The sequence below is a fragment of the Pseudomonas sp. GW822-FHT04H02 genome, from assembly GCF_058800645.1.
Genome location: NZ_JBXAMM010000004.1, coordinates 925,106 through 936,932, shown reverse-complemented (window position 1 = coordinate 936,932; position 11,827 = coordinate 925,106). Strand labels below are relative to the sequence as shown.

Annotated in this window: 9 protein-coding genes; 2 read left to right on the top strand and 7 right to left on the bottom strand. The window is 63.5% G+C overall.

Annotation, left to right across the window (positions count from 1 at the left end):
• Window positions 1–73: 73 nt before the first annotated feature.
• Both AC1RMG_RS21665 and AC1RMG_RS21660 read right to left on the bottom strand, forming a co-directional pair.
• Complete coding sequence (locus tag AC1RMG_RS21665; RefSeq protein ID WP_125063809.1) at window positions 74–2,560, bottom strand: TonB-dependent siderophore receptor; 2,487 nt, start codon at window positions 2,558–2,560, stop codon at window positions 74–76.
• A gap of 95 nt (window positions 2,561–2,655) precedes the next feature.
• Window positions 2,656–4,305 carry a cyclic peptide export ABC transporter gene (locus tag AC1RMG_RS21660; protein ID WP_125063808.1) on the bottom strand — a complete coding sequence of 550 codons (1,650 nt, stop codon included), beginning with the start codon at window positions 4,303–4,305 and terminating at the stop codon, window positions 2,656–2,658.
• 344 nt (window positions 4,306–4,649) lie between these two features.
• On the opposite strand from AC1RMG_RS21660, the gene AC1RMG_RS21655 reads away from it, so the two are divergent.
• Window positions 4,650–5,513, top strand: coding sequence for a formyltransferase family protein (locus AC1RMG_RS21655; protein ID WP_493170214.1), 864 nt, complete (start codon window positions 4,650–4,652; stop codon window positions 5,511–5,513).
• A gap of 54 nt (window positions 5,514–5,567) precedes the next feature.
• Here AC1RMG_RS21655 and pvdO read toward each other — a convergent pair whose 3' ends face one another.
• From pvdO to pvdM, 3 genes are read right to left on the bottom strand one after another with little or no spacing between them, the layout of a single operon-like run.
• The gene (gene pvdO, locus AC1RMG_RS21650) at window positions 5,568–6,461 is read right to left on the bottom strand and encodes a dihydropyoverdine dehydrogenase (RefSeq protein ID WP_493170212.1); all 894 of its coding nucleotides are present in this window, start codon (window positions 6,459–6,461) and stop codon (window positions 5,568–5,570) included.
• A gap of 47 nt (window positions 6,462–6,508) precedes the next feature.
• The gene (gene pvdN, locus AC1RMG_RS21645) at window positions 6,509–7,804 is read right to left on the bottom strand and encodes a pyoverdine-tailoring periplasmic protein PvdN (protein WP_011062369.1); all 1,296 of its coding nucleotides are present in this window, start codon (window positions 7,802–7,804) and stop codon (window positions 6,509–6,511) included.
• Between the two features lie 21 nt (window positions 7,805–7,825).
• Entirely contained in the window at window positions 7,826–9,199 is a 1,374-nt protein-coding gene (pvdM, locus tag AC1RMG_RS21640; protein ID WP_077934544.1) for a pyoverdine-tailoring dipeptidase-like protein PvdM, read from the bottom strand.
• Between the two features lie 207 nt (window positions 9,200–9,406).
• Between pvdM and pvdP the strand changes: the two genes are divergently transcribed.
• Entirely contained in the window at window positions 9,407–11,035 is a 1,629-nt protein-coding gene (gene pvdP / locus AC1RMG_RS21635) for a pyoverdine maturation tyrosinase PvdP (protein WP_210458322.1), read from the top strand.
• Window positions 11,036–11,045: 10 nt separating this feature from the next.
• Here the strand turns inward: pvdP and AC1RMG_RS21630 are convergent, their stop codons facing one another.
• Entirely contained in the window at window positions 11,046–11,483 is a 438-nt protein-coding gene (locus AC1RMG_RS21630; protein WP_053159572.1) for an SMI1/KNR4 family protein, read from the bottom strand.
• 18 nt (window positions 11,484–11,501) lie between these two features.
• Window positions 11,502–11,801, bottom strand: a complete 300-nt coding sequence (locus tag AC1RMG_RS21625; RefSeq protein WP_015636415.1) for a DUF3349 domain-containing protein — start codon at window positions 11,799–11,801, stop codon at window positions 11,502–11,504.
• Window positions 11,802–11,827: the final 26 nt, after the last annotated feature.

The following is an 11,827-nucleotide window of genomic DNA, read 5'->3' as shown; positions in this document are numbered from 1 at the left end:
GAGGGGGAACGGGTATGGCCGCCTTGAGGGGGATGTCGCCTTTGGCGACGTCCCCCAGGCGTGGGGCAGGGGATCAGAGGGACCAGCGGACCGTGACCATGGCGTTGCGCGGGTCGCCGTACAGGCTGTTGCCGAAGTCAGGATTGGAACTGATGTCCCGGTAGTAGCGCTTGTCGAAAATGTTGTTCAGGTTCAGGCGCACATCGACGTTCTCGGTGGCCTTGTAGGTGGCCATCAGGTCCACCAGGGTGTAGGACTTCTGTTCGATGCGGTAGCTGTAGGGCGGCGGCGCGTCAGCGTCGTTGGAGCCCTTGTTGTAGACGGTGTTCTGTCGATACAGGCCGCCACCGATGGTCCAGCGATTGAGGTCGCCAGGCAGTTGGTAGCTGGTGAAGGCCTTGAAGATATGACGGGGAATGTTGGTGCTGAACAGGCGGCCGACATTGTCCTCGTTGGCGTCCTTGGTGTACTTGGCGGCGGAGTAGGTGTAGCCGGCCCCCAGCTCCCAGCCTGGCGCCAGGGAACCGTTGATCTCCAGTTCGATACCTTCGCTGCGAACCGCGCCGGCCGCTTCGTAGCAGGTGGTGCCTGCCGGGGTGCAGAGGTTGCGGTTGGTGACTTCCTTGGCGCGATTTTCCTGATCGATGCGGAAGATCGCCGCGCTGGCATTCAGGCTGCCGTCGAAGTACTCGCCCTTGATACCCAGTTCGTAGTTTTTGCCCTCGATGGGTTTGAGTGCGTTGTTCTGGGTATCGAGCTCGGTCTGTGGACGGAAGATGTCGGTGTAGCTGACATACACCGAGTGATTCTGGTCCAGGTCATAGATGGCACCGGCGTAACGGGTCAAGTGGCGGGTGACCTTGTTCGGCAGGCTGGAGGAGTTGGGCTTGCCGTTCCAGGCCGTCGTCACATCGAAGTCGTACCAGTCCAGGCGCCCACCGAGGATGAATTTCAGGTCATCGGTGATGTTCAGCCGAGTGGTGATGTAGGTGCCTTCCTGCTGGCTGGTGCGGCGTTGGGTCCAGGGGGTGGCGCTCATGTCCGGCTTGGGGATGCTGCTGGGGCGGTAAATGTTGGTGTTGGTCGCGTAACTCTCAGCGTTGCCCTTGCCCTTGAACGACAAGTCGCGGCGGCTGGCGCCCACCACCAGTTCATGGGTGCGGCCGAACAGCGAGAAGGGACCGGTGACATAACCGTCGTAGCTGTTTTGCTGGTCTTCGTACTCGTACCGACCGATGTACTGGCCAAACTCAAGGTAGTCACTGTCCATGGTGCGCTCCGGGAGCGAGCCATGCATCTTAACGTCAGACCAGCTCTTGCTGGCGGACAGGAGCATTTTCCAGCTGTTGGCGAAGCGGTATTCCAGGCGGGTGAAGGCGGTGGTGTTGTCCTGGTCCCAGTATTCCCAGTCGCTGCCCAGGTAGCTGGAGCGCTTGAGGTGCAGGTCGCTGCCATCGCGGGCAACGGGCAAGCCGCCCCAGGCACTGTTGTTGTTGGCGTTCTGGTTGGAGGCTCCGAAGGTGAAGGTGGTGTCTTCATTCAGGTCGGCTTCGGTGATGGCGTAGAACACCGAGCGCTCGGAGCTGACATGGTCCTGGAAGCTGTCCTTGTTCTCATAGGCGGTAACCACCCGGCCACGCAGGGTGCCGCTGTCGTTCAGGGCGTTGGAGGCGTCGAATTCGGTACGGTAGTTGTCCCAGCTGCCGGCGCTGCCGGTGATGGTGACGCGTGGGGTGGCGGTGGGGCGCTTGCGGATCATGTTGACCGCCGCCGCCGGGTTGCCCGAGCCCTGCATCATCCCGGTGGCGCCGCGCACCACTTCCACCCGGTCGAAGATCGCCATGTCCGGGGCGGAGTTCATGTCCCGGCTGAGGTAGTGGGAGAGGTCGTTGGGCAAGCCATCGGTCATCAGGTTTTCCACGGCGAACCCGCGGGAGTAGAACGTCGAGCGCTGCGGGCCGTCCTTGGTGATGGCGATGCCGGGGGTGCTCTTGAGCACATCCTCCAGGGTCCGCATGTTCTGGTCATCCATGCGCTGGCGGGTGATGACCGTGACCGATTGCGGGGTTTCCCGAGCGGTCAGGGCCAGCTTGCTGGCGGTCTGCATGGGGCCGGTGGTGTAGGAGCCGGTGTCCTCGGTGGTGCTGCCCAGGTTCTGGCCACTGATGGTGCTGGTCCCCAGTTCCAGTGTGCCACTGCTGGTGCGATTGAGGATGGTCAGCGAGTTGTCCTTGAGGGTGTAGGCCACCCCCGTGCCATTGAGCATGGCCGCGATGGCCCGCTCCGGCGCATAGCTGCCGGTGAGCGCGTTGCTGCGTTTTCCTTGCACATCGTCAGGGCTATACAACACCTGCATGTTGGCCTGGCGCCCGAACTCCTGCAGGGCCGAGGCCATGGACTGGGCGGCGATGTTGAAATGGATCTCCTGCGCCTGGACCTGGGCCATCAAGGGCACCGTCAGGGCCAGGCCCAGGGTGCGGGAAGCTATCTTGGGCGAGAACGCCTGGCAAAGCAGTGCTTTGGTCAGAGGGGTCAGTCGGTGTTGTGCGGGCATGCTCATATGCTCTTATAGATCCGGCAGATGTAATGATTGTTAATGCTAGTAATTCTCAGTTCTATCTGTATGACGCACCAGTTGCCATAAACCGGAAACAATCACGCCGGTTGCAGATGTGTCATGACTTGCCCGGCCTCCATGCGCACCAGTTGGTCGGCGATATCGAAGTAGCGATCGTCGTGGCTGATGACGATGATGGTTTTGCCCAGACGCTTGAGATCCGGCAGTAGCTCGGTGTAGAAAATCCGCCGGAAGGTCGGGTCCTGGTCGGCAGCCCATTCGTCGAACACCAGTACCGGGCGTTCTTCCAGCCAGGCATTGACCAGGGCCAGGCGTTTGCGCTGGCCGGTGGACAGGTCGGTGGTACTGAAGTTGCCTTCGTGGATGCTGACCTTGTGGGCGATCTCCAGACGCTCCAGGTATTGGCTGACGTCCACCGGCAGGGTCGGATTGGCCTGGATCAGGTCGTCGAACAGGTGGTAATCGGAGAACACCGTGGTGAACGACTGCCGGTAGTCATCCAGGTCCCGGGCCTGGACCGCCTGGCCATTGAGTCGGACCTCGCCGGATTGCGGGCTGTAGAGGCCCAGCAGCAACTTGATCAGGGTGGTCTTGCCACAGCCGTTCTCGCCGACGATAAAGACGATGTCGCCTTGCTCGATCTTCAGGTTCACCGGCCCCAGGCTGAAGGGATTGCCTCCGCTCACGGTCGGATAGTCGTAGCGCACGTTGCACAGCTCGATGCTCTGCACTGCTTGCTTGCGCACCTCGGCATCATGGCTCAGCAGATGGGGTTCAGGGGAGGAGAACTGCTCGGACAACTGCATGATCCGGTGGAAGGCGATGCGTGCGCGGTTGACGGTTGGCAGGGTGCCCAGCAGGTGTTCCAGTGGCCCCTTCATGTACAGCAGCACCAGCACGAAGCCGCTCATCGCCGCTTTGTCGGCACTGGGCCAGATAGCCTGCAGGGCGATGGCCAGGCCGATGACCACGAAGAACAGCATGGAGCCGAAGCTCCTGGCAATGATGAAGGTGTTCACCGACTTGATCTGCAGGGCGCAGATCCGGTCCGCGGTGGCCTGGATCTTATCGGTCAGCATGCGCTGGCGGCGTGGTCGGTGAATGCGCAGCTCCTTGGCGCCGTCGGCAATCGCACTGTAGTGCTTTTGCAGCACATCCTCTTCTTCCCGGGCGTCGTCGAAACCCTTGATGCCCTTGGCGCTGGCCCAGTACTGAACCGGCACGCCGATCACCACGGCCACCAGCACCATGAGAAAGATCGGCACTGACAAGGTGGCCAGGTAGACCAGGCAACCGATGGTGATCGACAGCGAAATGGCCAGGGAGGCAAAGGTGAACGCGAAGTCGCTGATGGTGTCGACATCGTGGGTCAGCACCGGGATCAGTCGGTGGCTGCGAAAGCGTTCCAATTGCTCGATGGGCGCCGAGAGTACTTTGCCCCCCAACTCCTTGCGCAGTTTGGCGATGATCTGCTGCCCGACATAGTGGCTGCCGATATCGGAAAAGATCGAGCTGAAGATGGCCAGCAGGCAAAGGCCGGCAAACAGCAGGGCGACCCCTCGGCTCATGCCCTCGTCGGTGTTGAGTGCGCTGTTGATGGTCGCCAGCAAGCTGGTGACACTCAGCCCCGCGAGCCCCCCCAGCAGGATGGAGACGGTCACGATGAACCAGAAAGGCCGTAGCAGGCCCAGGAGTTCGCGGGTGGCGCCGCGTGCCGGATTGGTCATTAGGTATTCCTGTTTCGATCTGTGGTCTATGGGCCGCGCTGGGGCAAGCTGCTGCGCAAAAAGGGCGGGGCAGGGCGGCAGGCGTAAGGGGCCTGTCGGACCCATTACCTCTTGAATGACTAAACGAAGTACCACCGTGGCGATTTAGAGGGGCAAAGGCTGCAGTCGTGGCCATGGGAGCCGGGGGGCTGGGGCGGTAAAACCTCGACTTCGCCACGTAAATCCGTCGCCTGGCCGTTCGTTAATCAAGGGAGCACGCTGTGACAACCCTTGGCTGAACGCTGTGGTCGCGTTCTGTTGCCGGCGGTTTTGCAGCTCCCGATTCCTTCCTAGATTGCGAACCCATGAAGAAGATAAAGCTTGCCTACATCTGGTCCCTGCGAAATGCCGCCGCCGACAAGGCCGGGCAGGCGGTGGCTTACAAGGACCACGAGCGCTACATGAAATCGGTGCTGGAGTTTCTGGTCCAGACGCTGAACCAGACGCCCCTGGGCGAGGCCTACGAACTGGTGGGCGTGGTCTACGACGATGACGAGCAGTCGCCACGGGACCAGCAGTTGGTCAGCGACTACGGCTTTGCCTACCAGCCGGGCCGCCAGTGGCTGTACCCGGCGGACCTGGAAGTGCAGGGCAAGCGGGTCAACGACTTGCTGCTGAGCGTGCCGTCCACCTATCGCCGCCATCCCCGCGGCAGTGCCGAACACATCGCCGGCAAGCAGGATTTCGAACGCCGCCTGCACGACACCCTGGTGGAGCTCAAAGCCGATATCGTGGTGCTCGACGGCCTGCTGGTGATCCTCGATGAACTGGTGCGCCCGGGAGCGCCTTTCGCCCGGCGGATCATGAACATCCACCCGGGCATCACCCGCATCGAATCGCCCTATGAGCGTCGCGGGGCCTATGCCACCTGGAATGCCCTGTACGGCGCCCGTGGGCAGAAAGTAGTGGATTGGGCGACGAAGGAAACCGAGCCGACCGCGCCGCTATACCTGACCGGGGCGTCGTTCCACTACGTGGACAACGGTATCGACTCCGGCGAGGTGCTGCATGACGTGCTCAACACCGAAATCGGCCCCGAGGACACCATCCTCGAACTGCGTTGGAACAACTTCAACAACAGCCTGTTCCCGGCCTTGCGCCAGGGCCTGTGGCTGATGCTGGAGAACCTTCGCCAGGCTCAGGCCGGCAAGGCCCGGGACGTCGCCTGATACTGCCAGTGGCCCGGTGCGGTTGTTGCCCCGGGCCGCTGTTCATCGGGGTGTCTACTTGTGGCTGGCGCCGGGCTGTTCCAGCTCACGCACGACCCGGAAGCTCAGCCAGTCCCCGCGCACTTCGCGCTTGCGGCTGTTGCGGTTGCCCGAACGCGAGAATACCGGTGCCTCGCCCCAGTCGTTGCCGCGAATCTGGGCATCCAGGCACACCCCTTCCGACTCTTCCATCCAGGCCCGGCCATCGGCAGGTGCGCCCACGTAGTCGGGGTGCCAGCAGTCGGCGACCCATTCATAGACGTTGCCGTGCATGTCATACATGCCGAAGGCATTGGGCGGATAGCTGCCCACCGGGGCGGTGAAACTGAAGCCGTCCTTGGGGCCGTAGGTGTTGGCGTGCTTGGTGATCTGGTACTGGCCTTCCTCGTCGAAAGGGAAGGGAAAGGAACCGGTGCTGCCGGCGCGTGCGGCGTATTCGCGTTCCGCCTCGCTGACCATCCGGTAGTGCTTGCCGGTTTTCTTCGACAGCCACTGGGTATAGGCCTGCACGTCGGCGTAGTCGACGCAGACCGCCGGCTGGCGCGGCCCCTGTTCATAGCGTGGCTTGCTGGCCTGGCACAGGCGGCCGGGGCGGTCGTCGCCGTCCTTGATCACGGTACCGGTTTCGCGGATGTAGGCATCAAGCTCGGCGGCAGTGACATGGAAGCGGCTCATGGCGAAGGCGTTCTTGAAGGTCACGGTGTGCTGCGGGCCTTCATCGGGCTCGCGGCCCACTTCGTCTTCCGGGGTGCCCATGACAAAGCTGCCGGCCGGCAGGACCACCATTTCCGGGCAGTTCTTGCAGTCCTTGAACACGCTGCCGGGCCTGGGCGGTTCTACCGCGTGTGCGTTGAGGCTGATCAGGCAACCGGCCAGGGCGGCCAGGGAGGAACAGGCGATGGGTTTCATCAGTCAATAGCCTTGTGCAATGTGAGTTCAGGGGGCGTGGCAACGGCTCAGGCGGTCTTGCTGCTGCGCAGGCGCTTGCCCAGCAGGTCCATGGTCCGGTCGATATCCGCCTCGCTGTTGAGCAGGCCGGGGGCCATGCGCACCACCGGCCCGGCATCGCGGTCCACCGCGTCCACCAGGATGCGGTTCTCGATCAGCCAGGCGGCGGTGGCGTCGGTGTCCAGGTTCTGGCCGCGGAAGAAGGTGAAGCCGGCGGAGTGCTCCGGGCTCAGGGGCGTGACCAGTTCGATGCCCGGGTGCTCCTGCAGGCGCTGCTTGAGGTAGCTGTTGAGTTCATGGATGCGCGACTGGATGTTGGCCTTGCCCAGCTGCATGTGCAGGTCGAAAGCCTGGTCCACGGCCCAGCGGTGCTCGAAGCTGTGGTAGCCACCGGGGGTCATGGTGGTGGCGAAGTTCTGGTTTTCGGAGAAGGTCGCCACCATCGGCGTCAGGTGTTCGAGCTGTTCCGAGCGCGAGCAGAAGATCCCGGTGCCCCGCGGGCCGAACATCCATTTGTGGGTGCCGGCGACGAAGAAGTCGCAGTTCAGGTCGGCAAAGGTGATGTCCTCCACCCCCAGCCCGTGCACACCATCGACGCAGTAGAGAATCCGCTCGTGCTCATCGCGATTGCGGTTGTGCTGGTCCACCAGCTTGCCGATCTCGCCGATCGGCAGTTTCACGCCGCTGCCCGACTGCACCCAGGTCATGCCCAGTACGCGGGTGTTGGCGCGGATGTTGCGGTCGATGTTGCCCAGCACTTCGTCGGTGGACATCCGGTGGGGCGACTTGAACAGTTCGATGGTGCGCACCTGGGTGCCGTCGCGCTGGGTGCGGTACTTCAGCGCGTTGCGGGTCGAGTAGTGCTCGTGAACCGTGGTCAGGATCTCCTGTCCGGGGCGCACGTGGATGCCGCCATACATCAGGGCCAGGCCTTCGGTGGTGCTGCCGGTCAGGGCCACCTGGCCGGGCTTGATCTGCAGGTAGCGGCCGACACTTTCGCGCACCTGGGCCTCGCGCTTCCAGGTGTACTGGGTGTCGTAGTCCATGGCCATGGCCGGGTTGCGGTCGAGCACTGCGCGGTATTTTTCGATGGCCTCGCGCACCGGCCTCGGGTGCGAGGTGATGAGGAAATTGGCCAGGTGCACGTAGTCCGGGTCGAGGTCGAACAACTGGCGCAATTGGGTCCACTGCGAAGCACTGGCGGTGGCACTGTCGGCCCGGGCCTGGCTGATGGCGAGGTTGCCCAGGGGCAGGGCGGCGGCCAACAGGCCTGCTTGTTTGAGGAATGTCCGACGGTTGGTCACAGGAAGGCTCGTGGTCATGGGTTAGCCGGCGATGGCGGGTTGAGGGGCGGGTTTTGCAGGCTTGGCCAGTTTCTGCACCTGTTCCCAGACGCGCAGATAGTTCTCGCCCCAGAGCTTGGCGATCTCGATATCGCTGTAGCCACGCTGGATCAGCTCGGCGGTGACGTTGCGGTTGTCCGCCACGCTCATCCAGCCATTGACGCCACCGCCCTCGTTGAAGTCCGAGCTGATGCCGACGTGGTCGATGCCGACTTTCTTCACCGTGTAATCGATGGCGTCGACATAGTCCTTGAGGCTGGCCTTGGGTTCCTCATCGAGGATGCCGTACAGGGAGCTGGCGTATTCGCCAAAGCGCTGTTCCGGCCAGATGGTGATCACGGCGTCGCCGGGCATCAGTGCGTTCTCCAGGCCTTGCAGTGGCCCGAGGTCGAAGCGCTTGCGCAAGGCATTGAGCTTGTCCAGGGTCGGCTGGCTGAGGGGGCGCAGGTAGGTGGAGAAGCCCACGACCTGGATCACCCCGCCGGTGGCCTTGATCTGTTGCATTTCCTGGTCGCTGAGGTTGCGCGGGATATCCACCAGCGCCCTGGGGGCGGAGTGGGAAGCCACCACCGGTGCCCGGGTCAGGCTCGCAACGTCGTCCAGGGCCTTGCTCGACATCTGCGAGACGTCGATCACCACCCCCAGGTCATTGAGCCGCTGCACCGCCTGCTTGCCGACGGGCGAGAGGCCGCCGAGGGCGTCCCGGGTGTCATTGAAGAAGGGCAGCGGGCGCGACGAGTCGGCCCAGTCGTTGTTACCCACATAGCTGAAGCCGAACAGGCGCATGCCCCGTGCGGCCCACTGGTCCAGCTGGTCCAGGTCGTCGCCCATGGCGTAGGCATTGAGCAGGCTGATCACCACCGCCACCTTGCCTTCGGAGGCAATGCGGCGCAGGTCGGCGGGGGTGTAGGCGATGGCGGCCTGGTTGGGGAAGTCACGCACCATGCCCTGGATGATCCGGTAACGGGTCTCGCGCTGGTGGCGGGCTTCCTCGACGAAGCCAGCGGTGGGGCGGTGCGGCGCGTTGGGGCCGTTCCACATCTCCGGCCAGGCCAGGATGCTCAGGGCGGCGCCGGACATGCGGCCGCGACCGGCCTTGACCAGATCGAACTGGCGAGAGGTGTCCTTGTCCGCTTCGCTGCCTTCGGTGCCGAAATCCAGGGGCACGGTGATGTGGCTGTCGAAGGAGATGATGCGTTCTTGCAGGTCGTTGGCGTGCTTGACGATCTCGTTGGGGTAGGACACCCGGTCTTTCCAGTAGTAGTGCCAGGCCGCGCCGGCACCGACGCCGAGGGCGGCGATGATAAGTATCAGCAGGCTCAGATAGAGGGTTTTCTTACCAGATATTTTGATCATTGCTATCCCAGTCGCAGGCGGGCTGATGACGGGGTCGGGCCCTGGGGTTCAGTGCTGCCGGGTCCGACCTTTTGTGCACATCTATCCGCGATAAACGAGCTGGCCGAGAGCAAATTTAGCGTCGCGGCAATCGCTGGCCGGTAAATTTCCCTGCAAATCCAACGTTCTAGCTAGATGCGTGACGCGCCACTGGATAAAGGTAGAGCGATGAGGTTTTCGAGAAGAGGATTTTTGACCGGTCTGGCGGTGACGGGAGCGGCTATCCCTGTGGCGTACTACACCCAGAAGGAGTTGCTGCGTCAGGATGTTCGCCGCAAGGAAGAGCAGGAGATCACCCCCGGGGAAGCCAAGCTGGAGGTGGCCCTGGACCCTGGCGTGCGCCTTGCCGATCACCTGCGGGGCATCTGGGATATCGAGTTTCTCGACGCCAACGGACCGCAATCCCTGCCTCGTAAAGGTTGTGAGTTGTTACTGGATGCCGGCCCCACCGGGCGCGGCTTGCGTGGCCTCCTGGGGCGTGCGCAGAGCCTGCGAGGCGACGGCCCGGTGGAGTTCATGGTGCAGGGCGACCTGGCGTCGGTGGACGCCGCCAGGTTGCGCTGGCGCTTGTTTGCCGGTGGCCGCATCGCCGGTGCCCCCAGCCATGAATGCCAGGTGGTGCTCGATGAGGTCTGGGCCAGTTGGGGCAATGCCGGCAGCGGCACCCTCAGTGGCAGCCTGCAGTCGCTGCAGGCGTCGCCACTGGCGCCGGTATCCGCGGCGCGTTTTGTGGCGCGCAAGCGAGTCTTTCCTGCCGCCCGGGACCAGAGCGGGCTGAGCCCCGCCTTGCTGGCGTGGCTGGTCTCGCCGCAGCACCGCCTGTTCCATCAGCTCTGGCACGCTTCGCGGGACCGTTGGCACACCCTGCCCAAGGACAAGCGCAACAGCCTGCGGGGGCTCGGCTGGCAGCCGGGCCCGGTCAAGCATGAACGTGACGCCCGTGGGCGGCGCAAGCACCGCAATGCCTCGGGCATCGATTTTCTGTTCATGCACCGGCACATGCTCCTGCACGCCCGCTCGTTGCAGCCGGACCTGGTGTCCTGGCAGCAGTTGCCGCTGCCCTGTGCCCGCCTTGAGCAGGACCGGCAGGCCTTTATCCGCTATTACGAAAACCGTGACGGCTGCTCGGTGCCGCCGGCCTGGGTGGCCGACGACGATGAAGAGTTCACCCAATGGCTGCACGGGCTGAAAAGCGATGCGGCGTTCTATGGCAATTTCCAGGTCTGGGAGTCGCAGTACCAGGACCCCGAGTACCTCAGCCGCCTGACCCTGGGCCAGTTCGGGTCCGAGGTCGAGCTGGGCCTGCACGACTGGCTGCACATGCGCTGGGCGGATGTCGCCCGCGATCCTTCCAACGGCATGCCGGTGATGGAAGCGCGCCTGTCCTCGGACTTCGCCGGGCGCTGGTACCAGCCGCAGAATGACTTTCTCGGCGATCCCTTCTCGTCCCACGTGCACCCCATGTTCTGGAAATTCCATGGCTGGATCGATGACCGGATCGACGACTGGTTCCGGGCCCACGAGCGCTACCACCCCGGCGAAGTGTTGCGCCGTGAGGTCAATGGCGTGCCCTGGTTCGCCCCCGGGCGTTGGGTCGAGATCGACGACCCGTGGCTGGGGGCCTCGACCCATGGCTGCGGCCCCCTGGGCAATGCCCCGGGAGAAATGTCCCTGGAGATGGATCAGGAGGTCATGAAGCTGGCCTTGCGCATCGCCCTGAGCCGCGACGAAGAGGTGCCGGACCTGCTCAAGCGGGCACCGCGGCGGCCTTGGTATGCCCAGCACTTGAAGCTCTGAGGCGGGGGATTCAGTTGCTCAGGGCCACTTCGGCGAGGAAGCTCAAGAGCCCGTTGTATCGGCTGGTTTGCCATTGCCCGCAACTGTGGTCGAAAAACTCGACCGGTGCCAGGCAGTGCCGGTTCTCGATCCTGAACCCGTAGAAGTCACCGCAACCGTTCTCTGAAAACAGCAGGTGACGGCCGGTGATGGCCTGGTGCGCCCGGTTGATCTGCACCAGGTGGAAATCACTGCTGCTGTCCAGTGAGTAGAGCGTGCCCAGGGCAAAGTAGCCGCCGCCGCACTCCTTTAGGAACCAGGCGTATTCGGCTGGCAGTTGCAGCCCCAAGGCCTGCTGCGCCTCCAGGATCTGGGTTTGGCTGGCAAGGCGGTCCGACGGCAGTTCGAACCAGATCGGATGGCTGCGCTTGCGCTCGTCCAGCAGTTGCTTGAAGTCCTCGACGTTCATTGTTTGCTCCTTGCGCAGTCAGTCGTCCGTCAGGATGGCCCGGGCGCCGTGCCGCTCCAGTAGCGCCTGCAACGCTTCCAGCTCTGCGGCGGGCGGCGGCTGGCCGGTCACGGCGGCGTAGAGGTCGTTGAGAATGAGGTCCGCGTCCCTGTGGGTGAGCTGCGCCATCAACTGCGCCAGATTGCGGTCGCACAAGTGCGGGTACAGCAGCACCAGAAGGCGCTTGTAGTCGCGGTTGTCGAGCCCGTCGGGGTAGACCTTGCGCAGCAGGGCCAGCAGGTCTGCCAGTGGGTCGTGCGGCGCATTTTCGAGGGACATGGGGTTCTGTTGGCGGTGGGGCGGGA

Bases quoted from the DNA above. Each gene is read 5' to 3' on its own strand.
- pvdM (WP_077934544.1), bottom strand. From the start codon at position 9,199: ATGATCAAAATATCTGGTAAGAAAACCCTCTATCTGAGCCTGCTGATA.
- pvdP (WP_210458322.1), top strand. From the start codon at position 9,407: ATGAGGTTTTCGAGAAGAGGATTTTTGACCGGTCTGGCGGTGACGGGA.
- AC1RMG_RS21660 (WP_125063808.1), bottom strand. From the start codon at position 4,305: ATGACCAATCCGGCACGCGGCGCCACCCGCGAACTCCTGGGCCTGCTA.
- AC1RMG_RS21630 (WP_053159572.1), bottom strand. From the start codon at position 11,483: ATGAACGTCGAGGACTTCAAGCAACTGCTGGACGAGCGCAAGCGCAGC.
- AC1RMG_RS21665 (WP_125063809.1), bottom strand. From the start codon at position 2,560: ATGAGCATGCCCGCACAACACCGACTGACCCCTCTGACCAAAGCACTG.
- pvdO (WP_493170212.1), bottom strand. From the start codon at position 6,461: ATGAAACCCATCGCCTGTTCCTCCCTGGCCGCCCTGGCCGGTTGCCTG.
- AC1RMG_RS21625 (WP_015636415.1), bottom strand. From the start codon at position 11,801: ATGTCCCTCGAAAATGCGCCGCACGACCCACTGGCAGACCTGCTGGCC.
- AC1RMG_RS21655 (WP_493170214.1), top strand. From the start codon at position 4,650: ATGAAGAAGATAAAGCTTGCCTACATCTGGTCCCTGCGAAATGCCGCC.